The organism is Pseudomonas sp. KD5 (genome assembly GCF_012932895.1).
Lineage (GTDB): Bacteria > Pseudomonadota > Gammaproteobacteria > Pseudomonadales > Pseudomonadaceae > Aquipseudomonas.
In genome coordinates, this window is sequence record NZ_JDWJ01000004.1 from 376,831 (window position 1) to 402,853 (window position 26,023).

The window sequence follows — 26,023 nt, forward strand, 5'->3', positions numbered from 1 at the left end:
TTGCCCTGAAACGAACAACAGGAGTGTTTATATGTCTTCGCTTTCCAATTCGTTGCGCATTGGCGTCATCGGCACCGGGGCCATCGGCCAGGACCATATCCGTCGTTGCAGCCAGACCTTGCTCAACAGTCAGGTCGTCGCGGTCACTGACATCAATTTGCAGCAAGCAGCCAAGGTCGTCTCCGATCTGAAGCTGACCGCCGAGGTTTATCCCGATGGCCACGCGCTGATCAAGGCGCCGGACGTCGACGCAGTCCTCGTCACCTCCTGGGGCCCGAGCCACGAAGAGTTCGTACTGGCGGCCATTGCGGCGGGCAAACCGGTGTTCTGCGAGAAACCGCTGGCGGTCACCGCCGAAGGCTGCCGCAAGATCGTCGAGGCCGAAGTGGCCCACGGCAAGCGACTGGTGCAGGTTGGTTTCATGCGCCCGTACGATGAAGGTTATCGGGCATTGAAATCGGTGATCGACAGTGGCCAGATCGGCGAGCCGCTGATGCTGCACTGCGCACACCGCAACCCGACCGTGGGTGAAAACTACAAGACCGACATGGCGATCACCGACACGCTGATCCATGAGCTGGACGTGTTGCGCTGGTTGCTCGACGACGACTATGTGTCGGTGCAAGTGGTGTTCCCGCGCAAGACCAGCAAGGCCCACGCCCATTTGAAAGACCCGCAGATCGTGTTGCTGGAAACCGCCAAGGGCACGCGCATCGACGTGGAAGTGTTCGTCAACTGCCAGTACGGCTACGACATCCAGTGCGAAGTGGTAGGGGAGACGGGCATCGCCAAACTGCCGGAGCCGTCGCAGGTTCAGCTGCGCAGCGGAGCGAAACTGTCCAATGCGATTCTGATGGACTGGAAGGATCGGTTCATCGCCGCGTACGACGTCGAGTTGCAGGCGTTCATCGATGGCGTGCGCGCCGGGCAGGTCGGCGGGCCATCGGCGTGGGACGGTTTCGCCGCCGCCGTCGCTGCGGATGCCTGCATCGAGGCGCAGAACAGCGGCCAGATTGTCAAAGTCGCACTCCCTGATCGCCCACACTTCTACGGCTAACCGATCGTTCCCACGCTCTGCGTGGGAATGCATCCCGTGACGCTCCGCGTCACAAAACGGACGCAGAGCGTCCATGGCGGCGTTCCCACGCAGAGCGTGGGAACGATCAGCGTAAGGTGATGGAGAACAAAAAAATGCGCATCGCACTAGACCCCTACATGTACCGCAACCTGTCCCTGGGCAAGATGGTCGACAAGGTCGCCGAGCTTGGTTACGAACACATCGAGCTGTCGCCCCGGGAAGATTTCCTGCCGTTCTATAAAGCCCCGCGAGTCGACAAGGCGCGGATCAAGGAATTTCGCAAAGCCCTGAGCGACACCGGGGTCAAACTCTCTTCCTTATTACCCATGTACCACTGGGCCGCCGCCGATGAAGGTTTGCGCGTAGCTGCCGTGCGCAACTGGAAGCGGGCGATCCAGATTGCCGTGGAGATGGACTGTGAACTGGTCAACACCGAGTTCACCGGTCAGTCGGACAACCCATTGGTCTGCGAGAACCAGTTCATGCGCTCCATGGACGAACTGATCCCCGAGTTCGAACGCGAAGGCATCAAGCTCGATATCCAGGCCCATCCTTATGATTTCTGCGAGCGCAACAACGAGTCGGTGGACATCATTCGCGGTCTGGACCGCGACTGGATCAACTACCTCTACGCCGCGCCACACACGTTTTTCTATGACGATGGCGTGGGTGACATCGCCTCGATGCTCAAGTACGCCGGTTCGAAGCTGAGTCACTTGATCATCGCCGACACCTACAACCACAAGGCGTCCTCGGGCTTGCGCTACATCGTCAACCCGCCGGGCGTCACCGCCACCGTGCATCAGCACCTGGACATCGGCCAGGGCGAGGTCGACTGGGAAGCGTTTTTCGGCACCTTGCGCGAGATCAAGTTCGATGGCATCGCCACCGTCTCTGTGTTCGCCTGGGAAGACCGGCCGGACGAGTCCAACCGGATGATGCTCGAACGCGTGACCCGCGAACTCTGCCAATAACCGCGGCATACACAAAAAACCTGTGGGAGAGGGCTTGTGTGGCGAGGGGGCTTGCCCCCGTTCGACTGCGAAGCAGTCGTAAACCAGTCACTGCTTTCTAAATTCAATAACGCGGTGATTGGTTTTAGGGGTGCTTCGCGCCCCAACGGGGGCAAGCCCCTCGCCACACAAGCTCGCTCCCACAGGGGCCGCGTTCTATAAGGAGAATACTTTCATGCGTATCGGACTTGTCGGTTACGGCCATGGCGGCCGGTTTTTCCATGCTCCGCTGATCAGCAGTTTGCCGGCGGCGACGTTCGTGGGCGTGGTCACCCGTTCCGCCGAGCGCCGACAACTGCTGGCCACGGAACATCCCGGTGTGCCGGCCTTCGACAGCATTGGCCAACTGGTCGAAGCCGGGATTGATGTGCTGGTGGTGTCCACGCCGCTCAAAGGTCGTCCGGCGTTGGTGCTCGACGCCATCGAACACGGGGTGGCGGTGGTCAGCGACAAGCCGTTCGCCGCCGATACGCAGCAGGCGCAAACCCTGATCACCATGGCCGAGCGTCAGGGCGTGCATTTGAGCGTTTACCAGAACCGGCGCTGGGACTCGGATTTCCTCACCGTACGCAAACTCATCGAGTCCGGTGCCCTGGGCCAGGTCACCCGTTTCGAGTCGCGGATCGAACGCTACTCGCCACAGTCGGTGAACAACGGCAGCGGCGGTGGTTTCCTGCGTGATCTGGGCAGCCATCTGGTGGATCAGGCGTTGCTGTTGTTCGGCCCCGTCACCCGGGTTTACGCCGAACTGGATTACCTCGAAAAAGGCCAGACCTTCGACAACGGCTTCTTTATGTCCCTGACCCATGCCAGTGGCGTGATCTCGCACCTGAGTGGCAGTTGCCTGCAAAACACCCCGGGCCCGCGTTTTCGCGTGACCGGCACCCAGGGCTGCTACAGCGTCGATGGTCTGGACGGGCAAGAGGCGTCGACCCTGGCCGGGCTCACGCCCAAATCCGAGGGCGAGCGCTGGGGCGTCGAAGAGCATCGTCGCTGGGGCTGGTTCGAACAGGGCGAGGTGCGCGAGCGGGTGCCGTCCGAGCGAGGCTGCTGGAACCAGTTCTATTTGCAGCTACAAACCGCGTTACAGAGCGGTGGCCCACTGCCGGTCGAGGCCCGTGATGCACTGGCGACCACCCGCGTGCTAGACGCTGCGCGGCTCAGTTTCGAGCGCCATCAAGTGGTGGCGTTGAGCGCATTTGAAAGCCATGGAACAAAATCAGAATAAAATTCTAAAATGAGTTGATATAGAAATTATTTTCTAATAAAGTCGTTTCCAGGTTGCCGACTATCAACGTCCGATCACGCTCAAGCAGGCCTTGAACGAGTGAAGGACGCACCAAAAACAAGAAACAAAGCCAGGTACCGTCGATGAAAACCTTCAACTCTGCTCTGCATGCTTTACGTTCCGCGCTGCACCTCTCTCGCGACCTGCCTCGCGTCTCGTTTCATTCCGTCTCTCGCTTGCTTTGCGTCGAACGCAAGGGCGCCCTGGTCTGCTGCATTCCGGGAGCGCCGATAGTCCGCTTGCCCGCTTACTGAAATCGTCACGCCTTATCCATAAAACCAACAAGAATGTGGAGAAAGACCTTTCATGAAGACCAAGACCCGTTTCGCCTCACTCGCCTTGTCCCTGATGCTCGCCAGCGGTGCCGCACTCGCTGACATGAAGATCGGCGTCAGCATGGCGCAGTTCGATGACACCTGGCTGACCTATCTGCGCGAATCCATGGACACCAAAGCCAAGTCCTATCCTGATGGCGTCAAGCTGCAGTTCGAAGATGCGCGCAGCGACGTGGTCAGGCAGTTGAGCCAGGTAGAAAGCTTCATCAGCCAGAAAGTCGATGCCATTGTGGTCAACCCGGTGGATACCGCCGCCACCAAGAAAATTACCGAAGCGGCGGTCAAGGCCGGCATTCCGCTGGTGTACGTCAATCGCCGCCCCGATGACTTGAACCTGCCCAAAGGCGTGGTCACTGTCGCCTCCAACGATCTGGAGGCCGGTCAGATGCAGATGCAGTACCTGGCGGAAAAAATGGGCGGCAAGGGCGACATCGTGATTCTGCTCGGTGATTTGGCCAACAACTCCACCACCAACCGTACCAAGGGCGTAAAAGAGGTGCTGGCCAAGTACCCGAACATCAAGATCGAGCAAGAGCAGAGCGGCATCTGGTCGCGGGACAAGGGCATGACCCTGGTCAACGACTGGCTGACCCAGGGCCGCAAGTTCGACGCGGTCGTCTCCAACAACGACGAGATGGCGATTGGCGCGGCTATGGCCCTGCAGCAGGCGGGTGTCGCCAAAGGCAGCGTGCTGATCGCCGGTGTCGACGGTACGCCCGACGGTTTGAACGCGGTGAAGAAGGGCTCTCTGCTGGTTTCGGTGTTCCAGGACGCCAAGGGGCAGGCCGACGGTTCGGTCGACACGGCGGTGAAAATGGCCAGGAACGAGCCGGTCGAACAGGCCGTGTGGGTGCCGTATCGCTTGATCACTTTGCAAAACGTTGACCAGTTCAAATAGTCCGTCCGTTCGATAACAACAATAAGCACGCAAGGTTGCGACGCGACCTTGCTGATGGAGTACCTGATCATGTTCGCTTCAGCGACTGCTTCGAGCCCCCCGTTGGTGGGTATCCAGCCAACCGCAACACCTGTCGATGAGCCGTACCTGCTGGAGATCATCAACGTCAGCAAGGGTTTTCCCGGTGTGGTGGCCTTGTCCGACGTACAGCTGCGGGTGCGTCCCGGTTCCGTGCTGGCGCTGATGGGCGAAAACGGTGCTGGCAAATCCACCCTGATGAAAATCATTGCCGGCATCTACCAGCCGGACGCTGGCGAGTTGCGCCTGCGGGGCAAGCCGGTGGTCTTCGAAACGCCACTGGCCGCGCTCCAGGCCGGGATTGCGATGATCCACCAGGAACTCAACCTGATGCCGCACATGAGCATCGCCGAGAACATCTGGATCGGCCGCGAGCAGCTCAACGGCCTGCACATGATCGATCACCGCGAAATGCACCGCTGCACCGCCAAACTGCTGGAGCGTCTGCGGATCAATCTCGATCCGGAAGAGCAGGTGGGCAACCTGAGCATCGCCGAACGGCAGATGGTCGAGATCGCCAAGGCGGTGTCCTACGACTCCGACATCCTGATCATGGACGAACCGACTTCGGCCATTACCGATAAGGAAGTCGCTCACCTGTTCTCGATCATTGCCGACCTCAAGAGCCAGGGCAAAGGCATCATCTACATCACTCACAAAATGAACGAAGTGTTCAGCATCGCCGATGAAGTGGCGGTATTCCGCGACGGCGCCTACATCGGCCTGCAGCGGGCCGACAGCATGGACGGCGACAGCCTGATTTCGATGATGGTCGGTCGCGAACTGAGCCAGTTGTTCCCGGTGCGCGAGAAGCCGATCGGCGGTCTGTTGCTGTCGGTACGCGACCTCAAGCTGGACGGCATTTTCAAAGACGTCTCCTTCGACCTGCATGCCGGGGAGATCCTGGGCATCGCCGGATTGATGGGCTCGGGGCGGACCAATGTCGCCGAGGCGATTTTCGGCATCACTCCGAGTGACGGTGGCGAGATCCGGCTCGACGGCGAGGTGGTGCGCATCACTGATCCGCACATGGCCATCGAGAAGGGCTTCGCGTTGTTGACCGAAGATCGCAAGCTCAGCGGCCTGTTCCCGTGCCTGTCGGTGCTGGAAAACATGGAAATGGCGGTATTGCCCCATTACGTCGGTAACGGCTTCATCCAGCAGAAAGCCCTGCGCGCGTTGTGTGAAGACATGTGCAAGAAGCTGCGGGTGAAAACGCCGTCGCTGGAGCAGTGCATCGATACCTTGTCCGGCGGTAATCAGCAGAAGGCGTTGCTGGCGCGCTGGCTGATGACCAACCCGCGAATCCTGATTCTCGACGAGCCAACCCGGGGCATCGATGTTGGCGCCAAGGCCGAGATCTACCGGCTGATCTCGTACCTGGCCAGCGAAGGCATGGCGGTGATCATGATCTCCTCGGAACTGCCGGAAGTGCTGGGCATGAGCGACCGGGTCATGGTCATGCACGAGGGCGACCTGATGGGCACCCTCGACCGCAGCGAAGCGACCCAGGAACGAGTGATGCAACTGGCCTCGGGCATGTCCGCGGTTCACTAATGGATGCCGGCGGTGGCCATGGCTGCCGTCGATGACGCAATAGAAGGGTGAGTGGTTATGAACGCGATACTGGAAAACAAGCCTGCAATGGCACCGGTCAAGAGTCGCCGGCGCTTTCCGACCGAGTTGAGTATCTTCCTGGTGCTGATCGGCATTGGCCTGGTCTTCGAGTTGTTCGGCTGGATCGTGCGGGATCAGAGCTTTCTGATGAACTCTCAGCGCCTGGTGCTGATGATTCTGCAAGTGTCGATCATCGGCCTGCTGGCAATCGGGGTAACCCAGGTCATCATCACCACCGGTATCGATCTGTCCTCCGGTTCGGTGCTGGCGCTGTCGGCGATGATTGCCGCCAGCCTGGCCCAGACCTCGGACTTTGCCCGGGCGGTGTTTCCGTCCCTGACTGACTTGCCGGTGTGGATTCCGGTGATCACCGGGCTGGGGGTGGGATTGCTGGCGGGGGCGATCAACGGCAGCATCATTGCAATCACCGGGATTCCACCGTTCATTGCCACCCTCGGCATGATGGTCTCGGCGCGCGGTCTGGCGCGCTACTACACCGAAGGTCAGCCGGTGAGCATGCTCTCGGATTCCTACACGGCCATTGGACATGGCGCGATGCCGGTGATCATCTTTCTGGTGGTGGCGGTGATCTTTCACATTGCCCTGCGCTACACCAAGTACGGCAAGTACACCTACGCCATCGGCGGCAACATGCAGGCGGCGCGCACCTCCGGGATCAACGTCAAGCGGCATCTGGTGATTGTCTACAGCATCGCCGGGTTGCTTGCCGGCCTGGCCGGGGTGGTGGCGTCGGCACGGGCTACGACCGGGCAGGCCGGGATGGGCATGTCTTATGAGCTGGACGCGATCGCCGCGGCGGTCATCGGCGGCACCAGCCTGGCCGGTGGCGTTGGGCGCATCACCGGCACCGTGATTGGCGCATTGATTCTCGGGGTTATGGCCAGCGGCTTTACCTTTGTCGGTGTTGACGCTTATATTCAAGACATTATCAAGGGGCTGATTATTGTGGTGGCGGTGGTCATCGACCAGTACCGCAACAAGCGCAAACTCAAGCGCTAAGCCACACGAAAGACGAAACTGCGCCACGCCTGACCCGCGTGGCGCAGCCGTTTGTCTTCTATATACAGCCGTTGGACTGAATTTCTTGCTATAAACGCACTCCGATAAGCGCCTCAAAGCTCGCCATAGAGCACTTTCAAGGCTTTGTCGGACAGATTTGCTGTCTTTTCAGTTGCTGAGGCCTCAAGTCGGCCTTAGACTGCCGCCCCTCGTAAATTGAGTGCCGGGTGGCGCTTGGAATAAACGGCGCCGTTCCAATGACCGCACAAGGCTCAACGGAACGCTCCCTAATTCGCCTTAATGCACGTTTTTTTATAGAGATATCAATGACAAAGGACAAGTTGCTGGCCATGCCGGCGGATGACTACATGAATGCCGAGCAACATGCTTTTTTCTCTGAGCTGTTGCAGAACATGAAAGTCGAAACCCATGAGCGCATCGAACAGAATCGCATCGCCATCGAGAGCCTGGACACCCCGGCCGATCCGGCTGACGCAGCTTCTGTCGAAGAAGAGCGCACCTGGCTGGTGAACGCGATCGATCGCGACCAGCGCATGCTGCCTCAGTTGGAACAGGCCCTGGAACGCATCAAGGAAGACAGCTTCGGCTGGTGCGATGACAGCGGCGAGCCAATTGGCCTCAAGCGCCTGCTGATCAGCCCGACCACCAAGTACTGCATCGAAGCTCAAGAACGTCACGAGCAGATCGACAAGCACCAGCGTCAGGCCTGATTTCGTAGCGCCCCCATCGCGGGCAAGCCCGCTCCCACAGGTTCAGCACGGACTTTGTGGGAGCAGGCTTGCCCGCGATGCTTTTCGACGTCTGCGAAAAGCCGACGCACTTCTATTGATCTGCTGCAACCCCCCACTACTAACGGACCATAGATAATGGCCTTGTGGTGGCGTTTAATGCGGATACAACAATTAGAAGATGCCTGGGGTGACAAACGATGACGCGAGACGGGTCTCTGGCTGGGGCAGTGCCTGCAGCCGTACTTTTGCCGAAAAACCAGTGGCTCACGCCGACCCTGCAAAGCATCGCCCTGATGCTCTTGCTGTGTGGCATGGCATTGGCTGGCTGGTCGCTTTACCTTGGCCTGCCATTGGCCGTGCTGATCATCTGGCTGCCGCGCCTGCGTTCGCGCGCGCTCCCCGAGGCAACCCCAGAGGACAGCGCCAGCGCCATCGCCGGTTTGACTCGCGATCTTTCCTACACCACCAGTCATAACGCCTTGTCGGCTGCCGGCGTGGCCTTTTCGGTCAAGCAACTGGCCGACAAGCTGCAATCGCAACTCGGCGCCGCAGCACAGATTGTCAGCAGCGCTGAAGTGATGATCGCCACCGAACAGGTTACCTCGACACTCAGCCGGGAAGCCTTGAGCGCGGCGAGCGAAGCCCATCAGAGCAGCGCGGCAGGGCGTACGGAACTGATCGAGTCCATCGCGCGCATGCATCAACTCAGTCAGCGTGCCAGCAGCAGCCGCGAGTTGATCGAAGCCCTGAGCCTGCGCAGTGACGATATCCAGCGGGTCACGCTGGTGATCCAGTCCATCGCCAGCCAGACCAACCTGTTGGCGCTGAATGCGGCCATCGAAGCGGCGCGGGCCGGGGAACATGGTCGCGGGTTTGCGGTGGTGGCCGATGAGGTTCGTGGCCTGGCCGCGCGCACGGCGACGGCGACCGGCGAAGTCGGGGAGATGGTCGCTGACATTCAACAACGCACGGCGCAAGTTGTAGAGCAGATTCGTCAGTTGGCCAGCGACCTGAATACCGGCGTTGCGCAGGTCGAGCACACGGGGCAGCACCTGGAAAACATCGCGCGCCTGGCCGCCGGTGTTGAAAGGCAGGTCGGGGAAATCGCTCTGGGCGCGGACACTAATCGCGAACAACTCGACAGCCTGTTCCACGCCATCGAACAAATGCGCAGCGACCTGGCGATCAGTGACCAGCAAACCCAGCGCCTGGCCCAGGCGGCGGTGCAAATGGAAGGGCAGGCCGAAACCATCAGCGAACGCCTTGCCGAAGTCGGGCTGGATGACTATCACCAGCGGATTTACGACCTGGCCCGCGAAGGGGCAAGTCAGATTGCAGCGCGTTTCGAGGCGGATATAGACCAGGGGCGGGTCAGCCTCGACGACCTGTTCGATCGCAATTACCAGGCGATCCCCAACACCAGCCCGACCAAATACCAGACCCGCTTCGACCGTTACACCGATCAGGTCTTGCCGGCGATTCAGGAACCGTTGCTGCCGCGTCACGAAGGCCTGGTGTTCGCCATTGCCTGCACGCAGCAGGGGTATGTGCCGACCCACAACACCGTGTTCAGCCAGCCACTGACCGGCGACGTGCAAGTCGATACCCTGCAAAACCGCACCAAGCGCAAGTTCGCCGACCGCACCGGGATTCGCTGTGGCAGCCACCAGCAGGCCGTACTGTTGCAGACCTACACCCGCGACACCGGTGAACTGATGCACGACCTCTCGGTGCCGATCATGCTCAAGGGTCGTCATTGGGGTGGATTGCGGTTGGGCTACAAACCGGAAAAGCCTCGCTGATAGCCTGGCAATTGTTACCGCATATGCAACGAAGCTGTGCAGCGCTGTTGCTGTTTCCTCGAGGATGAACTCATTAACATGCCTGCATAGTTAGGTCGCTAATGAAACTCGAGAGGTCAGCATGCAAAGCAAAGTCGATGTCGCGGTCATGATCGGCAGCGGCGTGCCCGCCAGTTTGCGAGCGATGGGGCAGAGCGTCTGTTGGGTGGTGCTGCTCAACGGTGAGCGCCGGGGGACGGTGTTCTCCAGTCGTAATGAAGCCGAGGAGTGCAGGGCTGCCTGGTTGGCACAATTGAACGCCGAAATGCCCGACAGCCTGCATTGAGCCTCTTGGCTAGTGGATCTGGTGCATGCGCAGGTTCAGGTCGTCGACCACGTGCGCCCAATCGGCGTCTTCACGCAGTTGTTCCTTGAGGAAGCGGGCTTGTTGCGGAGTCCAGAATTCGGCATCGATGAGTTTCTTGTCATCGGGCAACGGTGAATGCAGGGCAATGAAATCGTCGATGGCCTTTTCGCTGGAGTCCAGGCCGAGCTGGTCGAACAAGCCTTTCAAGTCATGTGTGGGTGAATCCATCTTCATCTCCTTGCAGATAATCAATCGCCTCGGGCGTGAGGTCTGAGGTGCGGCTTCATTGCATCTGAGGGGGCCGCGCACCAGGGAGTTCGATAACGATGTTCAAAGCAGGGATGAGCATAGACTGTAAACCCGATGGTCAGCCCTTCAACGCGCCCTCATCGACGGCAAGCTTCAGGGCTTTGGCGGACTCTTGGGCGGCAATCGTCGCGACTTCCGCGGTCTTGAACCAGCGATCCTTTTCGACCTGGTGATACGACACCGTGGTCAACGGTGGTTTGGCGCGCATGATAATGACTGCCTGGAATTCACCGTCGACCTCTCTGGCTTCGCCCCGGATAAAAAATTCACCGATATCAAATTCCGTCACGTAGCAGTCTTCCCTTTGAAATATTATGTTGTATTGAGCGCCGTCCACCCTGGAGACGGGTTTCATGGGGCGGGCAGTATGGCAGTAGTTGCCTGCCGGCGGCTGAGTTAAGTCGCCGGCGTGACGAAACGTCTATAAATGTGAATGCCGCAAGATGAGTCAGTTGCGAGACTCGAGCGAGCGGGCAAGGGCGCAGGCTTCGTTATGGTCGGCGCGGAAACCTCTGACACGTCCGGTGGATATTTCCCTGATGTGGAAAAAGGCGTTGCCGGCCAATACCACCTGAAAACGCGGGAGCAGATGCGCCTCAGGGAGGAAATCCTGCTGGCGGAGTACTATCGATTGCAGAAGTGACGAACTGTTTGTGTGGTGTGTGTGAGGCTGGGCGAAGTGAGTCAGTGTGCACATATGAAGTCCTTTTCGTGGTTTTACCGACGTGTGTACGTTGTTTTGGGTAGTCTCGGTGAGCATGGCTGCTCTAGAATCGCCGTCACTGGTTGGCGATTGCTGCCCATCTAAAGCAATTTTTTTCTGGCGATATGTCGGAAAAGTGCTTTTTTTAAAGAGATTTTTCCCTAAAGTTGGTAGTCAGGTTTTTCTGGCCGTCAGAAGGGCGTTTTCCTTCAACCTCTGACGACCGCCAGGCAAGACGACGCGGGGGATGTTCCAGTAATCTTCCCAAACCTCGCGATGAATGAGCCCTCTGCTCGTTCCAGGATTACGACCCGGGTCATTTGGCTAAACCTCGGCATTGCCGCTTTTTTCTGCTGTGCGCGTTTCCTGCGTGCGGCATCATTTTCAGATGTGGGGATGTTTCCTTGGCAGTAAGTAATCTCGATATGCATGCTTTGTTCGTACTGGGTGATTTGCGCGCAAAGCTGGTTAAACAGTTTCAGTCACGTTTCGTCTACATCACCGAACAGAACGCTGAAGGCATTTACATTGCCGAGATCGACACCGAAGCCGCGCTGGTGGTAGACGACAAGCCCGGGCTGAAACTCAAGGTCGGCGATCATTTCAGCGCTTCCGTATTGCCCAGCCGCGAAGGCGGCAAGCTGGACATCAAGTTCCGCGAAATCAAATTGACGGTATACGGACTGGGGGATTACGCGTTCGTGACCACCGCGGACGGCCACGGTATCGTGTTCAAGGAAGGTCATAGTGTGGTGATGGTGTTTGCGGCCCACCAACAATTGCAGGAAGGCCTGACCAAGACACTGAAAGCCGTGACTGCCAAGGCCGCCAAGTGGCGCAAAGGCGAACTGGTGACCTTCAAGGCCAGCGAGTAATGACCCAGACCCGCGCCGATTTCCATGAACAGAACCAGGCCAGTGCACACGCCGAGGCCCAGCGCCTGTTGGCTGAAAAGGCCGTTCTGCAGGGAGCCTGGCTGAGTTGGGTAGCGTCACAGATTTATATGTTGCGCCCGGCGGCGTACGCCAGCATGGTCAGAAGAGAGCTTGCGCGCTTGCAGGAACCTTCCGAAAAATAATCCTCGCCCCTCGAAAGCAGAAACCTCTACTACAGTCAGTTGACTGAGTATTCAGAGGCTTGCGGTCTTCTTTGTCAGGCCATCCTGCTATTGCTGTGAACAGCACGAGGTGCAAGAGCATGAAGGGATTACGACGGTTACTGGCCGCTACCCTGGCCACGTTCGGCTTGTTGGTTTCACCCGTTCCGGTATTCGCTGCCCAGGCGCCGATTCACTTTGCCGACCTGAATTGGGAAAGTGGCAGCCTGATCACCGAGATTCTGCGGATCATCGTCGAGCAGGGCTACGGCTTGCCGACCGATACCTTGCCGGGGACGACCATCACCCTGGAAACCGCCTTGGCCAACAATGACATTCAGGTCATTGGCGAAGAGTGGGCGGGCCGCAGTCCGGTCTGGGTCAAGGCTGAGGCCGAGGGCAAAGTCGCGAGCCTGGGCGATACGGTCAAGGGCGCCACCGAGGGCTGGTGGGTGCCGGAATACGTGATCAAGGGCGACCCGGCCAAGGGCATCAAGCCGCTGGCGCCGGGGCTGCGCAGTGTCAGTGATCTGCCGCGCTACAAGGATGTGTTCAAAGACCCGGAAACCCCGAGCAAGGGGCGCTTCCTGAACAGCCCGATCGGCTGGACGTCGGAGGTGGTCAACAAGCAGAAGCTCAAGGCCTATGGGCTGAACGACAGCTACGTGAACTTTCGCAGTGGTTCGGGGGCGGCGCTGGACGCAGAGATCAGTTCGTCGATTCGTCGCGGCAAACCAGTCCTGTTCTATTACTGGTCACCGACGCCATTGCTCGGCCGTTTCAAGCTGATTCAACTGCAAGAGCCGCCATTCGACGCCGAAGCCTGGAAAACCCTGACCGAGGCCGACAACCCTAATCCGAAGCCGACTCGCTCACTGCCCTCGAAGCTGTCCATCGGTGTGTCCGCGCCGTTCCAGAAACAGTACCCGCAGCTCACCGAGTTCTTCAGCAAGGTCGATTTACCGATCGAAGCGTTGAACAAGGCCCTGGCGGACATGAGTGAAAAACACACCCCGCCACGTCAAGCGGCCGAGGCGTTCATGAAGGCGAACCCGCAGATGTGGCAGGCCTGGGTACCCAAGGATGTGGCGGATAAAGTCGCTGCCCAGCTGAAATAAACTGCTCGGGTGTACATAAATCCCGTAGAAGCCTGCGATCTTTTGATTTTGCCGTTGGAAGCAAAGTCAAAAGATTGCAGGCTTCGCCAGCTTGTGCCTGGCGCTTTTAAAATCGCGCAAGGGAGTTCATTCTTCTGCAACATTTCACACGGGACGTCTGAATATGAGCCTTTTGGTCGCGCAATGGATTGCTGCAATCTTTCTAGTCATCAGCCTGATCCACCTGTATTGGGCGGCGGGTGGCAAGTGGGGTAGCGAGGCGGTGATACCGAGAGTACCCGGGGAGGGCGGTGAGGCATCAAGGCCGGCGTTCAAGCCATCGGGCTTTGGCACGCTGCTGGTGGCGGTGGGTTTGCTGCTGATTGCGATGCTGGTGTGCCTGCGGGTCGGGCTGTATCTGCCCACGGTGCATCACTGGTCGTTGCAATGGGTGATTAGCGCGATTGCGCTGCTGATGTTCGCTCGGGCGATCGGCGATTCGAATCTGGTGGGGTTCTTCAAGCAGGTCAAGGATTCGAAGTTTGCCCGGCTCGACACTTGGGCGTATTCGCCGTTGTGCTTGGTGTTGGGGGCCGGGTTGCTGGCAGTGGCCTGGATCTGAGGGTGACCGGGTAATCGCCTTCGCGAGCAAGCCCGCGATATAGGCCCTGCCAATCAACACAAATCCTCGAACTAACTCCCGGTTTCCGTGCGCCGACTACTCACTTCCGCCGGCACATTATCCCCCGCCATGCGCTTGCGGAACAGCGCCGCCCGGGCGAGCAGCAGCGTGGTCACCGGCATCGTGATCGATAACAGAATCGGAATCAGCCAGGCGTGCAACACCGGCCCCGACTTGAGCGCCGAAAAGTAAATGATCGAAGCCAGTGCCACGCACCACGCACCCAATGTCGAGGCCAGCGCCGGCGGGTGCATGCGCTGGAAGTAATCCTTCATCCGCAGCAGCCCGACTGCGCCGATCAGCGCAAACAGACTGCCAAACACCAGCAGAATCGCCACCGGTATTTCCACCCACAAAGACAGTTCAGCGCTCATTCGATCACCTCGCCGCGCAACAGAAATTTAGCCAGGGCAAACGAGCCGACGAAGCCGAACAGCGCGATCAGCAGCGCCGCCTCGAAGTAAGTGTCACTGGCATAACGAATGCCCAGCGCGAGCATCATCAGCATGGCGATGATGTACAGGTAATCCAGGGCCAGAACCCGGTCCTGGGCCGACGGGCCCTTGAACAGGCGGATCAGGGTCAGAATCATCGCCAGCGAAAAGATGAACAGACTCAGCAGGATCGCGTTCGACAGCAATTCGCTCATTCGAAGATCTCCATCAAGGGGCGCTCGTAGGTCGCCTTGAAGTGCTGGATGAATTGGTTTTCGTCATCCAGATCGAAGACGTGTAGCAACAGAATGCTGCGATCCAGCGCCAGTTCCGACCAGACCGTGCCGGGAATCACCGTGCAGATGATCGACAGCGCCGCCAGACCGTTGGCATCGCGCAAGTCCAGCGGCACCTTGATGAACCGCGAGCGAGGCGCACGCCGCCCGGCATTGAGCACGCCCCAGGCCACGGCGAGGTTGGACACCAGCACATCGCGCCCGACCAGCAAGAACAAATGCAGGATTACCCCAGGGCGACGAATGCGGATCGGCAACGGCCGCAACTTGCGCATCATCAGTGGGGCACAGAGGCCCAATACCGCGCCCAACAGCACATTGCCGGGGCTCATCGACAGGTTCAACAGCAGCCACAGCAGCCACAAGGACAGCGACAACCACGGCGCAGGAAACAGACGCTTCATGGTTGCACCTCCACCAGTGCTGCCCTGGCTTCAGGGCTCGGCACCGCACGGGTGCCGAGCACCGCCATCACGTATTGCTGAGGGTTATTCAATGCTTGAGCGGCGGCCTGGGTGTAGCGCAGCAGCGGTTCAGCCTTGAACGTCAGCGCGATGCTCAGCCCCAGCAGCACCATGATCGGCACGCATTCCAGGCGGCGCAGCAAGGGCGACGGTCGCTCTTGCGGGGTCCAGAAACGCTGGATGCCCAAACGCGAGAAAGCGATCAACGAGGCCAATCCGGACAGGATCAACAACGCCAGCAACCCCCACGCGCCGTTCGATACCGGCTCGTCGCTGCCATGACCCAGGCCCAGCGGGTTGAGCAGGGCGCTGAGCAGGCTGAGTTTGCCGATGAATCCGGAGAGCGGCGGCATGCCGATGATCAGCAAGGCGCAAGCGATGAAGCTCAGGCCAAGGAAAGCCATGGTCCAGGGAATCACCTGGCCGACCACGGCTTTCTGGTCGTCATCGAGGTTGAAGCCTTTGGGCGGCTGCAAGGATTCCAGGGGCCGTGGCAGCAGCTCGCCGTCATCGTCCAGTGGCATTTCGTTGGCCGAACGCGAACGCTCGATCAACTCCGCCAGCAGGAACAGCGCGCTCAAGGCCAGGGTCGAGCTGACCAGATAAAACAGCGCCGCGCCGATCAGGTTCGGCTGGGCGAAACCGATGGCCGACAACAAAATACCTGCCGACACCAGAATGCTCAGGCTGGCCATGCGCTCCAGGCGTTGCGCGGCGAGGATCGCCACGGCGGCGCAGACGATGGTCGCCATGCCGCCGTAGATCAGCCAGTCGCCACCGAAGTACGCGGAGGCCCCGGCCTGGCCGGAGAACAGCAGCGTCCACAGGCGTAGCAGGGTGTAGACGCCGACCTTGGTCATGATCGCGAACATCGCCGCTACCGGCGCGCTGGCCGCGGAATAGGCCGGCACCAGCCAGAAGTTCAGCGGCCACATGCCAGCCTTGGCCAGGAACGCCACTGCCAGAATCGCCGCGCCGGCATGCAGCAGGCCGCGATCGGCTTCCGGCACCAGCGGGATTTTCAGCGCCAGGTCGGCCATGTTCAGTGTGCCGGTAACGCCGTAGATCAGCGCCGCGCCAATCAGGAACAGCGACGAGGCCAGCAGGTTGATCGAGATGTAATGCAGCCCCGACGACACCCGCGCCCGACCCGAACCGTGCAGCATCAGCCCGTAAGAGGCGGCGAGCAGTACTTCGAAAAACACGAACAGGTTGAACAGGTCCGCCGTGAGGAAGGCGCCGTACAGGCCCATCAGCTGAATCTGGAACAGTGCGTGGAAACTCGAACCGGCGCCGTCCCAGCGGGCCATGGCGAACAGCAGGGCGCTGACGCCGATGATCCCGGTCAGCACCAGCATCAACGCCGACAGGCGATCGACCACCAGCACGATACCGAACGGCGCCTGCCAGTTGCCCGGCAGGTACACGCCAATGGAGCCGGGCACGCCGGTGGTTTGTGTCCATTGCAGCAACATCACGGCAATGCCCAGCCCCAACAGGCTGGAGAACAGATTGATCTTGGCCTTCAGTGGGCGGTGTTTTTCGCCCAGCATCAGCATCACGGCGGCAGTCAGCAGCGGCAGCAGGATCGGTGCGACGATCAAGTGAGTCATCGCCATCATTCTTTAGGCTCCCGGCCATCTACATGGTCGGTGCCGGTCAGGCCCCGGGAGGCGAGCAGCACCACCAGGAACAGTGCGGTCATGGCGAAACTGATGACGATCGCGGTCAGCACCAGCGCTTGCGGCAGCGGGTCGGTGTAGTGCAGCAAATCCTGAGGCACGCCGTCTTTGATGTTCGGCTCCTTGCCGATGAACAGGCTGCCCATGCTGAAGATGAACAGGTTGACGCCGTAGGACAGCAGGCACAGGCCCATGACCACCTGGAACGTCCGTGGCCGCAGTATCAGCCATACGCCAGACGCAGCCAGCACACCGATGGCGATTGCGATGACTTCTTCCATCAGATGGCTCCTTGGGTGACAACGGCTTTGGCCGCGGGCCTGATTTGCGCGCTGGTTTTATGACCGCGTACCGATTGGTGGGCGAGGGCGGTGAGGATCAACAGCGTCGAACCGACCACCACGGCGTACACGCCAATGTCGAAGAACAGCGCGCTGGCGATATGAATGTCACCCAGCAGCGGCAGCTCGAAATGCCAGGTGTGGGTGGTCAGGAACGGATACCCGACCGCCATCGCCCCGAGCCCGGTAACGGTGGCGAACAACAGCCCGGTGCCCATCCAGCGCAGCGGCCGCAGGCTCATTTGCGCCTCGACCCACTGGGTGCCGGCGACCATGTATTGCAGGATGAACGCCACCGACATCACCAGTCCGGCGACGAAACCGCCACCCGGCTGGTTGTGCCCGCGCAGGAACAGATAGAAGGAGATCACCAGGGCGATCGGCAACAGCAGGCGCACCAGCACCGCCGGCACCATCATGAACCCGAGCGCGGTGTCGCTGGCATGACGCGGGTTGACCAGATCGGTGACCACATCGGGTGCCAGCAGACGCTGTTGGGCCGGCAGTTGCAGGCTTTCTTTCGGAGGGCGGAAGCGTCGCAGCAGGGCGAATACCGCCAGGGCCACTGCCACCAGCACGGTGATTTCACCGAGGGTGTCGAAGCCACGGAAATCCACCAACATTACGTTGACCACGTTGCTGCCGCCGCCTTCGGGCAGGGCGCGACTGAGGTAGAACGAGGAAATGTCGTTGGGCGTCTGGCGGGTCAGCATCGCGTAGGACAACAGCGCCATGCCGCCACCGACCGCTGTCGATAGCAGCAAGTCGCGAACCCGCCGTACCCGCGCCTTGCGCAGGCTGCTCGGCAACGGTGACACCTCTTCGATCCGTCGCGGCAGCCAGCGCAGGCCGAGCAGGATCAGCACCATGGTCACCACTTCGACCACCAGTTGCGTCAGGGCGAGGTCCGGCGCCGAGAACCAGACGAAGGTCACGCAGGTCATCAGGCCGCAGACACTGACCATGGTCAGGGCCGCGAGCCGGTGATACTTGGCTTGCCACGCCGCGCCGAGTGCACAGGCAATCGCCAGCAGCCAGAGGATCACGAACACGATCGAGCCCGGAATTTTCGCCCGGTCACCCCAGCTCAGGCTGCTGTGCAGCATCGGGATGACCCCGGCCAGTACGGCGGCGAGCACCACCAGAAACAGTTGGGTTTGCAGGCGCCGGGTGCTGATCCGCCGCTCCAGACGACGGGCCAGACGCATCATGACCACCAGGCTGCGCTCGAACAGGCGCTTGCCGTTGAAGCGGTTGATCACCGGCGGGTGCATGAAACGCCCGTGCTTGAGCTGATTGCGCAGCAACAGGTAGAGCACGATGCCGCTGGACATGGCGATCAGGCTCATGATCATCGGTGCGTTCCAGCCGTGCCAGATTGCCAGGCTGTATTCGGGCAGCGTGCCGCCCACCACCGGTAACGCCGCCGCCGCGAGCAGCGGGCCGACCACTTGCGCTGGGAAAATCCCCACCACAAGGCAGGTAAACACCAGCAACTCCACCGGCGCGCGCATCCAGCGCGGCGGCTCGTGTGGAGTGTGCGGCAGGTCGGTGGCGGTAGGGCCGAAGAACACGTCGACGGTGAAACGCAGGGAGTAAGCGACGCTGAACGTCCCGGCTATGGTCGCGACGATCGGCAGGGTCATCTCGATCCAGGCCGTGGCGTTGATGAACACTGTTTCGGCGAAGAACATCTCTTTCGACAGGAAACCGTTGAGCAGCGGCACGCCGGCCATGGAGGCGCTGGCGACCATGGCCAGGGTGGCGGTGAACGGGATCAGTTTGACCAGGCCGCTGAGTTTGCGAATGTCCCGGGTGCCGCTTTCGTGGTCGATGATCCCGGCGGCCATGAACAGCGAGGCCTTGAACGTGGCGTGGTTGAGAATGTGGAACACCGCGGCCACGGCGGCCAGCGGACTGTTCAGGCCCAGCAGCAGGGTGATCAGGCCCAGGTGGCTGATGGTCGAGTAGGCCAGCAGGCCCTTGAGGTCATTCTGGAACATCGCGCAATACGCGCCGAGCAACAGGGTGCAGGCGCCGGCCCCGCTGACGATGTAGAACCATTCTTCACTGCCGGACAGCGACGGCCACAGGCGCGCGAGCAGGAACACCCCGGCCTTGACCATGGTCGCCGAGTGCAGATACGCCGAGACCGGGGTCGGTGCCGCCATCGCGTGGGGCAACCAGAAGTGGAAGGGAAATTGCGCACTTTTGCTCAGGGCGCCGATCAGGATCAGGGGCAGCAGAATAGGGTAGAGGGCATGCGCGCGAATCAGATCGCCGGCGGCCAGGACCTTGTCCAGGTCATAGCTGCCGACCACATGGCCGAGCAGCATCACCCCCGCCAGCAAACACAAACCGCCCGCGCCGGTGACCATCAACGCCATGTAGGCACCCCGTCGCGCATCGGCGCGGTGGTGCCAGTAGCCGATCAACAGGAACGAGAAGAGGCTGGTCAGCTCCCAGAAAAACACAATCTGGATCAGGTTGCCGGAGATCACCAACCCCAGCATGGCGCCCATGAACGCCAGGAAAAACGCAAAGAAGCGCGGCACCGGATCGTCCGGTGACATGTAATAACGGGCGTACAACGAAACCAGCGTACCGATGCCCAGCACCAGCATCGAGAACAGCCAGGCGAAACCGTCCATACGCAGCACGAAGTTCAGGCCCAGGCTGGGGAGCCAGAAGAACTCTTCACGGATCACGCCGCCATGGGCGATTTGCGGGTACAAGAGGGCGACCTGGACGGTGCCGATCAAGGCAACCAGGCCAGCCAACAGCGATTCGGTATTACGCGCGTTGTGCGGCAGCAAGGCTGCCAGACAGCTGCCGATAAAAGGCAGAAGCAGTAGAACTATCAGGGACATAGGCTTCTAATCTGCGGAAGTTTATGAAGCATCATACGTGCCAGCTCCCCGATCACCAAACGTCAAGCTGTCGCAGAATCCTACAAGATAGACGCAGAAACCCTGATTCACATTGTTTCGGAGAGCCGGTTCGATCATTCCCACACTCTGCGTGGGAATGATCAGTGCTCGGCTTCGCTCTCCAAGGCTTCATCAACCTCGGCAGCCGCCTTACCCTTGGTCTTCAACTCACTGACAATCACCGCCGCCACAATCAACCCGGCTCCAACCAGCGCAATCGCCGGCAAGCGTTCCCCGGCAATCCGCCCGACAATCCCGGCCCACACCGGCTCCCCGGCATAGATCAACGTTGCCCGAGTCGGCGAAACACTCTTCTGCGCCCAATTCATCGCCACCTGAATCGCCGCACTCGCCGCGCCTAATCCCAAAGCGCTGCACAACAGCAACCACGAGAAGTCGGGAATCACTTCCTGGGTCGGCACCACCATCAGGAACGACAGCACCGACGTGGTTGCCAATTGCACCACCGTCACCCGGCGCACGTCGACCTGGCCGGCATAGGTGCTGATCAGAATGATTTCCGCGGCAATCGCCACGGCACTGATCAATGTGGCGATTTCACCGGGGCTGAAATTGAACGAAGCACCGGAAGGCCCCGACAGCAACATCAGACCGGTGAAGGCCAGCATGATCCCGATGCTCGGCATCAACCCCGGACGACGCCCCAATACCAGCCATTGCAGCAATGGCACGAACGGCACATACAGCGCGGTAATAAACGCCGACTGACTGCTGGGAATGCTCTGCAAACCCACGGTCTGCAAGCCGTAACCAAGCATAATCGCCACGCCGATAAATGCCCCGGCCTTGAGTTCGAACAGCGTCAGTTCACGCAGATGGCGCCAGGAGAACAGCGCCACAAGGCTCGCCGCGGCGGCAAAACGCAGCCCGACGAAGAACATCGGCCCGCTGACGGTCATCGCATGCTGCACCAGCAAAAAGGTCCCGCCCCAAACCATGGTAATCAGCACCAGCACGCACTCGGCCTTGCTGAACCGGGAGAAACGGGGGGAAGTATGAGAAGCGTTCATTGACGTCATGACCTTGCGCGCCATCTGAGGGAGACGCACAATGCGCCCGAAGTTGGGCAGTATACTGCGCAACGCCACCCAGTGAGCAATATAGTGCACAAAGATTCCACCCAACGGGCTTCGGTCCTCCAGCACGTCAGCCTGAACGTGCGACGTCTGCGCCACGCCGCCGACATGAGCCAGAGCGCCCTGGCCGAAAAGTCCGGGGTCAGCCGCCGGATGCTGGTGGCCATCGAGGCTGGCGAGAAGAACGTCAGCCTGACCACGCTCGACCGCGTGGCCGAAGCGCTGGACGTGGCCTTCAGCGACCTGATCCAGGCCCCCGACGCCCGCGACCCGAGCCGCATCAACGAATTGGCCTGGGCCGGTACGATCCCGGGCAGTAAAGCGGTGCTGTTGGCCAAAGCCACCGCCACCCGCGAAGTAGAGCTGTGGGAATGGCGCCTGGAACCGGGCGAGCATTACCCCTCGGAGCCGGATGCCGAAGGCTACAGCGAACAGCTTTATGTGTTCGAAGGTTGCCTGACCCTGATGCTTGGCGGTCAGCCGCAGAAAATTGCGGCTGGCGAGTTCTTTATGTTTGCCAGTCATCAACCGCATTCTTATCGCAATGATGGGGACGTGGCGGCGCGGTTTGTGCGTAATGTGGTGATCTGACCGTTAATCACCGCTCATCGGAAATGAGCCCATACCTGTTGTTTCTGACAGTAGACATTCACCTCGTTCGAAGGCCAAATCGGAACAGCGCTGTTAGGTGCTGCAACAATCATTGTCGCGTAAGGCGATGACGTTGATTCGAACTAGGGAGAGTTGGATATGGCGTATGAATTAAAACGAGTAGTTCCTAAAGCGAACCTGTCACCAGCCTCCATCCTCCATCCTCCAAGCGAAGGATGGGGTGATTTCGAGAACTGATGTAAAGAATGGAGGAACCCTCCGTGTGCCAGCGATTGAAGAGGCTAAAGTTGGTGACAATTTGTACGTTTTCGTCGCTGGAAACGGGAAGTTTTTTGCATCTGCGACATACAATGATGTGAATCTCGGTAAGCCTCTTGAGTTCAGTATTTTGTATGAGGTTTTTTCGGAAGGTCATACGATTGTCGCGGACTATATTTTTGTACAGGGGGGGAATGAACACTTTTCTCCTCCGGCAGAATATGAGCTGAAAGATTGACTCAACCGTTAAAGCGTTGTTTGCCGATCCGATGCCTGATTCAGAGTTTGAGTCTTTTGGATTGGCTTTTTTATTGTTTGCTGTTCGCTCATCAACAGTGAAAGAATCATTTGTCCTGTTCTTGCAGGCGAGTGTTGTAAGAGTTTGCTCGTAAACTATTAAAATATCGAAACGTGTACTTTTGGCACAACTCCTGCAAAAGCCCTGTATTCATCAAAGTCCCGGAGGCGGCCAAAACCTGCGATTGCCGGAGATTCATCCGAGGAGTGGTTATCGAGTTTTGGCGGGGTTATCGCACCAGGAGAATGGTGTCTGCCTAGACGCCATCGCGGACAAGCCCGCGAAGGCAATTGAGCTGGCGCGCTACAAATGTTGTGTCCTGACACGGTGTCTCCCGCTCCAACTCTTCCGCAGGTGCCGCAACCTTACCTTGGTCTTCAGCTCAGTCACAGTTACGGCCGCCACCTGTTCGCAGGCTGCCTGACGTTGATGTTGGGCGATTAGCCGCATGGAATTATCACGGGTGAGTTCTTCATGTTTGCCAGTCATCAACCGCATTCCTATCGTAATGATAGAGATGTGGCAGCACAGTTTGTGCGTAATGTGGTGATTTGATTTCAGGCCTGATGCGATCTCTATAAGTTGTACAGACCTGCTAGTTCTGACAGTAGACAAGTCCTGTGGGCGGGCGCCCAATAGAAGCGCACTGATGTGCTCGTAATGGTCATTGCCAATCGCGGCGATGATGCTACCCAAACTAGGGAGAGTTTAGATATGACTTATGAACTGAAAGAAATCCTAATTGATCCGGAATTGCCGGCTTCCACTATCCTTCAGGCAAAAGGGGCGGTTATTTACAGAGAAGCGGTAGTGAATGGCGGCACGCTCCAAGTGCCTGTTATTCCGCAGGCCAAGGCCGGCGACACACTAAACGTTAAGCTAATGGCTTACGGCACATGGTCTACTGATTTGGTACTTGACGAGGATAACCTGGGTCTGCCACTGAATTTCAACGTGCAGTACCGATCGTTTTCTCAGGGGGATTCAGCAGTTGCCAGTTATTCGTTGACGCGAGGTGCGAACAGGTTTTTTTCACCAGAGACGATTTATGAATTGAAAGACTGATCGCCCCTTAGGCGATTGGCTGCACCCTTCGCCGATCCAGCACTTAACAGTGGGCCTGGTGGCAGGTTCTGTCTGGCGAGTGTCGATTTGTTATTGCGTCATCTGGATCGGCTTTTCGTAGATTGAATATTGCCAGGCACTACTGTCCGCCTATCAACAGCTATCAAACAGTTTGCTGTCTTTCTGTAGGGGAAACCTCTCAGGGCAGTTCGGTAACCTGTTGAAATTACGCAATTCCTTTTCAGGCATGACTTCTGCAACAGGCTCTGGGTACTCACCCGGAACCACGGAGTCGGCCCATGACAGCCTCTGCCCAATCCCCTCGCACCGCCCACGTCATCCACTCGGACGCCGAAGCCATCGCCGTCGGTCACAAGCTCGCCGCACACTTTGCCATCGAGGCCAGCCTCCGCGACCGCGAGTGACGCCTGCCAATCGCCGAACGATCAAGTTTCTCGGCCGCGATACTGTGGGGGGCGATCCGAGTGTTCGCGTGCGCCAGGGCATGGTGCATGTCCTGGAGGACCTGTACGTATTCGCGCAACTGACGGTGGAGGACATCCTGCGCAGTGGTGGCTTCGTTCGCGGTCTGAGCCGCAAGGACCTGGCGGCGGATCTGGAGCGCATCTACGCCTGGTTTCCACGCCTGAAAACCAAATGCAAAACCCAGGCCGGGCTGACTTCCGGTGGCGAACAGCAAATGGTCGCCATCGGCCACGCGTTGATGACTCGTCCTACTTTGGTACTGCTCGATGAGCCTTCCATGGGTTTGGCGCCTATTATCGTCCAGGAAATTTTCGACATCGTCGCGCAACTCAATCGAGACGAGCAGGTGAGCTTCCCGATTGCCGAGCAAAATATTAATGTGGCACTCAAGTACGCCTCACAGGCCTACGTCCTCGATACCGGTCGCGTGGTGCTGTCCGGTGCCACCGATGAGTTACTGGCACGGGGCGATCTGCACGACTTCTATCTAGGTAAACAGTGACCAGTGAGAACGCCATGACTGACACCCCAAACGCCATCCGTCACGCTGACATCCTGATCATTGGCGGCGGCTTGAGCGGCGCGATGCTGGCGGCGCAGTTGTTGCGGTTGCCCGGTCAGCGCCGGATTCTGGTGATCGAGCCGCGAGCAGAACTGGGCCGTGGCGAAGCCTATAGCGCGGTGGAGCTGGGCCATACGCTCAACGGTAACGCGGCGCGTATGAGCGTCGACCCGGACAACGCCGATGACCTGACCCAATGGCTGACCGAACACATCGCCGCCGGTGGCTGGCCGGAGTCGGATCAGCAGCATGTGCCGGTCAGTGAACTGTTTCCGCCGCGCGGGCTGTTCGGCGTTTATGTGCAACAGCGCCTGGCCGAAGCGCAGGCGGTGGGCGTGTTGAAGGGTTCGAGTGTCGAGCATGTGCGGGCCGAAGTGGTGGACCTGCAGACCTCTGCCGACTCTGTGCAACTGACCTTGAACGATGGCCAGCATCTGCAAGGCGCATTCGCGGTGCTCGCTACCGGCATGTTCCCGGCAGCACGCACGCCGCAGACCGAGTCCAGCGGTTTGAATGCGGCTGCACTCGACCCGTGGGATGTAGCCGCCATGCGTCAGCTCGACCCGCAGTCGACGGTGCTGATCATCGGCTCGGGGCTGACCATGGTCGATGCCGTGGTGTCGCTGGAGCAGGCCGGGCATCGCGGGCCGATCGAAGTGTTCTCCCGTCATGGTTTGCTACCACATGTGCGCCGACAACCGCCGGCGTGGGTGGATTTTCTCGCCGAGGACCACAGTATTCGCACACCACGTCAGTTGGTGCGCGAACTGCGCCGGCATTGCCGCGATGCCATTGCTCAAGGCATCGACTGGCAAGCACCGCTGGACACGGTGCGAGCGCACATCGGGCGGTTGTGGAGTCAGGCGACGGATCGGCAACGCCGGCAATTTGTGCGGCATGTACGGCCATGGTGGGAAAGCCATCACCATCGCTCGCCGCCGTTGAGTGCCGAGTTGGTGGCGCGGCTGCATGGGGAAGGGCGGTTGCGGATTCATGCCGCATCGTTCAAGGGGCTCGAGCCTGCGTCGGACGGTGAGGTCAGCATCCGCATTCGTCGTCGTGGTGAGGCGCAAACCTGCGTGGTGCATGGCGCGGCGCTGATCAACTCCAGCGGCATCGAATACGACTGGCGCCGGGTGGCGCGGCCGTTGCCCCAGCAATTGCTCGCTCGCGGGCTGGTACGGCCGGGGCCATTGGCGCTGGGCATTGCCGCGGCGGTGGATGGCGCGGTACTGGGTGCCGACGGGCAGGTCGCCAGCCGTTTGTTCGCCATGGGGCCGCCGTTGCGCGGCATGTGGTGGGAGAGCACGGCGGTGACTGACGTGGCGAGCCAGGCCAAATCTCTTGCGGCGCGGTTGGCGGATTGATCGAGAGTTGGAGGGGG

At 59.6% G+C, this 26,023-nt stretch carries 27 protein-coding genes and 3 pseudogenes; 20 read left to right on the top strand and 10 right to left on the bottom strand.

Annotation, left to right across the window (positions count from 1 at the left end; translation table 11 throughout):
- Nucleotides 1-31: 31 nt before the first annotated feature.
- The 9 genes from AF70_RS11485 (at nucleotide 32) to AF70_RS11525 (ending at nucleotide 10,206) form a co-directional block, all read left to right on the top strand.
- Entirely contained in the window at nucleotides 32-1,057 is a 1,026-nt protein-coding gene (locus AF70_RS11485) for a Gfo/Idh/MocA family protein (RefSeq protein ID WP_028941031.1), read from the top strand.
- A gap of 134 nt (nucleotides 1,058-1,191) precedes the next feature.
- On the top strand, nucleotides 1,192-2,052 hold the full coding sequence (locus AF70_RS11490) for a sugar phosphate isomerase/epimerase family protein (RefSeq protein WP_007939382.1): 861 nt from the start codon (nucleotides 1,192-1,194) through the stop codon (nucleotides 2,050-2,052).
- Between the two features lie 214 nt (nucleotides 2,053-2,266).
- Nucleotides 2,267-3,319: a Gfo/Idh/MocA family oxidoreductase gene (locus AF70_RS11495; protein WP_019582687.1), complete on the top strand. Its 1,053-nt coding sequence runs from the start codon at nucleotides 2,267-2,269 to the stop codon at nucleotides 3,317-3,319.
- Between the two features lie 366 nt (nucleotides 3,320-3,685).
- Complete coding sequence (locus tag AF70_RS11500; RefSeq protein WP_019582686.1) at nucleotides 3,686-4,612, top strand: sugar ABC transporter substrate-binding protein; 927 nt, start codon at nucleotides 3,686-3,688, stop codon at nucleotides 4,610-4,612.
- Nucleotides 4,613-4,681: 69 nt separating this feature from the next.
- Entirely contained in the window at nucleotides 4,682-6,247 is a 1,566-nt protein-coding gene (locus AF70_RS11505; RefSeq protein ID WP_028941030.1) for a sugar ABC transporter ATP-binding protein, read from the top strand.
- A gap of 57 nt (nucleotides 6,248-6,304) precedes the next feature.
- Nucleotides 6,305-7,327 (top strand): ABC transporter permease, encoded by a 1,023-nt coding sequence (locus AF70_RS11510; RefSeq protein WP_028941029.1) that lies wholly within the window; start codon nucleotides 6,305-6,307, stop codon nucleotides 7,325-7,327.
- A 326-nt stretch (nucleotides 7,328-7,653) separates the two neighbouring features.
- Nucleotides 7,654-8,058: a TraR/DksA C4-type zinc finger protein gene (locus tag AF70_RS11515; protein WP_007935965.1), complete on the top strand. Its 405-nt coding sequence runs from the start codon at nucleotides 7,654-7,656 to the stop codon at nucleotides 8,056-8,058.
- A 599-nt stretch (nucleotides 8,059-8,657) separates the two neighbouring features.
- The gene (locus tag AF70_RS11520) at nucleotides 8,658-9,881 is read left to right on the top strand and encodes a methyl-accepting chemotaxis protein (RefSeq protein ID WP_371929201.1); all 1,224 of its coding nucleotides are present in this window, start codon (nucleotides 8,658-8,660) and stop codon (nucleotides 9,879-9,881) included.
- Between the two features lie 121 nt (nucleotides 9,882-10,002).
- The gene (locus tag AF70_RS11525) at nucleotides 10,003-10,206 is read left to right on the top strand and encodes a hypothetical protein (RefSeq protein ID WP_018928022.1); all 204 of its coding nucleotides are present in this window, start codon (nucleotides 10,003-10,005) and stop codon (nucleotides 10,204-10,206) included.
- 9 nt (nucleotides 10,207-10,215) lie between these two features.
- Here the strand turns inward: AF70_RS11525 and AF70_RS11530 are convergent, their stop codons facing one another.
- The 3 genes from AF70_RS11530 to AF70_RS29800 form a co-directional block, all read right to left on the bottom strand.
- A complete protein-coding gene (locus tag AF70_RS11530; protein ID WP_028941027.1) occupies nucleotides 10,216-10,455 on the bottom strand; it encodes a DUF2789 domain-containing protein in 240 nt (79 codons plus the stop codon).
- Between the two features lie 139 nt (nucleotides 10,456-10,594).
- Nucleotides 10,595-10,825: a hypothetical protein gene (locus tag AF70_RS11535; RefSeq protein ID WP_018928020.1), complete on the bottom strand. Its 231-nt coding sequence runs from the start codon at nucleotides 10,823-10,825 to the stop codon at nucleotides 10,595-10,597.
- Nucleotides 10,826-10,984: 159 nt separating this feature from the next.
- Complete coding sequence (locus AF70_RS29800) at nucleotides 10,985-11,233, bottom strand: hypothetical protein (protein ID WP_081625793.1); 249 nt, start codon at nucleotides 11,231-11,233, stop codon at nucleotides 10,985-10,987.
- A 410-nt stretch (nucleotides 11,234-11,643) separates the two neighbouring features.
- On the opposite strand from AF70_RS29800, the gene AF70_RS11545 reads away from it, so the two are divergent.
- The 4 genes from AF70_RS11545 (at nucleotide 11,644) to AF70_RS11560 (ending at nucleotide 14,054) form a co-directional block, all read left to right on the top strand.
- A complete protein-coding gene (locus AF70_RS11545) occupies nucleotides 11,644-12,114 on the top strand; it encodes a hypothetical protein (RefSeq protein WP_026286571.1) in 471 nt (156 codons plus the stop codon).
- The gene (locus tag AF70_RS11550) at nucleotides 12,114-12,317 is read left to right on the top strand and encodes a hypothetical protein (RefSeq protein ID WP_007935975.1); all 204 of its coding nucleotides are present in this window, start codon (nucleotides 12,114-12,116) and stop codon (nucleotides 12,315-12,317) included. Before AF70_RS11545 ends, AF70_RS11550 begins: the two co-directional genes overlap by 1 nt.
- 119 nt (nucleotides 12,318-12,436) lie before the next feature.
- Complete coding sequence (locus AF70_RS11555; protein WP_019582682.1) at nucleotides 12,437-13,453, top strand: ABC transporter substrate-binding protein; 1,017 nt, start codon at nucleotides 12,437-12,439, stop codon at nucleotides 13,451-13,453.
- A 163-nt stretch (nucleotides 13,454-13,616) separates the two neighbouring features.
- Entirely contained in the window at nucleotides 13,617-14,054 is a 438-nt protein-coding gene (locus tag AF70_RS11560) for a DUF3995 domain-containing protein (protein WP_028941026.1), read from the top strand.
- Nucleotides 14,055-14,125: 71 nt separating this feature from the next.
- On the opposite strand, the gene AF70_RS11565 is transcribed toward AF70_RS11560, so the two are convergent.
- The 7 genes from AF70_RS11565 to AF70_RS11595 all read right to left on the bottom strand — a co-directional run bounded on the left by AF70_RS11565 (nucleotide 14,126) and on the right by AF70_RS11595 (nucleotide 21,391).
- Nucleotides 14,126-14,488, bottom strand: a complete 363-nt coding sequence (locus AF70_RS11565; protein WP_028941025.1) for a Na+/H+ antiporter subunit G — start codon at nucleotides 14,486-14,488, stop codon at nucleotides 14,126-14,128.
- On the bottom strand, nucleotides 14,485-14,763 hold the full coding sequence (locus AF70_RS11570; protein ID WP_007935991.1) for a K+/H+ antiporter subunit F: 279 nt from the start codon (nucleotides 14,761-14,763) through the stop codon (nucleotides 14,485-14,487). The genes AF70_RS11565 and AF70_RS11570 overlap by 4 nt, the downstream gene beginning before the upstream one ends.
- Nucleotides 14,760-15,248, bottom strand: coding sequence for a Na+/H+ antiporter subunit E (locus AF70_RS11575; RefSeq protein WP_028941024.1), 489 nt, complete (start codon nucleotides 15,246-15,248; stop codon nucleotides 14,760-14,762). Before AF70_RS11575 ends, AF70_RS11570 begins: the two co-directional genes overlap by 4 nt.
- A complete protein-coding gene (locus AF70_RS11580) occupies nucleotides 15,245-16,930 on the bottom strand; it encodes a monovalent cation/H+ antiporter subunit D (RefSeq protein ID WP_028941023.1) in 1,686 nt (561 codons plus the stop codon). Before AF70_RS11580 ends, AF70_RS11575 begins: the two co-directional genes overlap by 4 nt.
- Complete coding sequence (locus tag AF70_RS11585) at nucleotides 16,927-17,271, bottom strand: Na+/H+ antiporter subunit C (protein WP_007935994.1); 345 nt, start codon at nucleotides 17,269-17,271, stop codon at nucleotides 16,927-16,929. Before AF70_RS11585 ends, AF70_RS11580 begins: the two co-directional genes overlap by 4 nt.
- Nucleotides 17,271-20,201, bottom strand: a complete 2,931-nt coding sequence (locus AF70_RS11590) for a monovalent cation/H+ antiporter subunit A (RefSeq protein WP_028941022.1) — start codon at nucleotides 20,199-20,201, stop codon at nucleotides 17,271-17,273. The genes AF70_RS11585 and AF70_RS11590 overlap by 1 nt, the downstream gene beginning before the upstream one ends.
- Before the next feature lie 161 nt (nucleotides 20,202-20,362).
- Nucleotides 20,363-21,391 carry a DMT family transporter gene (locus tag AF70_RS11595; protein ID WP_019582676.1) on the bottom strand — a complete coding sequence of 343 codons (1,029 nt, stop codon included), beginning with the start codon at nucleotides 21,389-21,391 and terminating at the stop codon, nucleotides 20,363-20,365.
- Between AF70_RS11595 and AF70_RS11600 the strand changes: the two genes are divergently transcribed.
- From AF70_RS11600 to AF70_RS11630, 7 genes and pseudogenes are all read left to right on the top strand, one after another.
- Nucleotides 21,386-21,949 carry a helix-turn-helix domain-containing protein gene (locus AF70_RS11600; RefSeq protein ID WP_018928010.1) on the top strand — a complete coding sequence of 188 codons (564 nt, stop codon included), beginning with the start codon at nucleotides 21,386-21,388 and terminating at the stop codon, nucleotides 21,947-21,949. The two genes, AF70_RS11595 and AF70_RS11600, sit on opposite strands and share 6 nt — an antisense overlap.
- Before the next feature lie 283 nt (nucleotides 21,950-22,232).
- Complete coding sequence (locus tag AF70_RS11605) at nucleotides 22,233-22,466, top strand: hypothetical protein (RefSeq protein WP_028941021.1); 234 nt, start codon at nucleotides 22,233-22,235, stop codon at nucleotides 22,464-22,466.
- 465 nt (nucleotides 22,467-22,931) lie between these two features.
- Nucleotides 22,932-23,081, top strand: a pseudogene (locus AF70_RS11610) (Cro/Cl family transcriptional regulator); the annotation flags it as partial.
- A 159-nt stretch (nucleotides 23,082-23,240) separates the two neighbouring features.
- Nucleotides 23,241-23,591, top strand: a complete 351-nt coding sequence (locus AF70_RS11615) for a hypothetical protein (RefSeq protein WP_155954665.1) — start codon at nucleotides 23,241-23,243, stop codon at nucleotides 23,589-23,591.
- Nucleotides 23,592-23,890: 299 nt separating this feature from the next.
- A pseudogene (locus AF70_RS11620) lies at nucleotides 23,891-24,013 on the top strand (SfnB family sulfur acquisition oxidoreductase); the annotation flags it as partial.
- A gap of 11 nt (nucleotides 24,014-24,024) precedes the next feature.
- Nucleotides 24,025-24,579 (top strand): annotated as a pseudogene (locus AF70_RS11625) (ABC transporter ATP-binding protein); the annotation flags it as partial.
- A 14-nt stretch (nucleotides 24,580-24,593) separates the two neighbouring features.
- Complete coding sequence (locus tag AF70_RS11630) at nucleotides 24,594-26,006, top strand: FAD/NAD(P)-binding protein (RefSeq protein WP_019582671.1); 1,413 nt, start codon at nucleotides 24,594-24,596, stop codon at nucleotides 26,004-26,006.
- The last annotated feature ends 17 nt before the right edge of the window (nucleotides 26,007-26,023 follow it).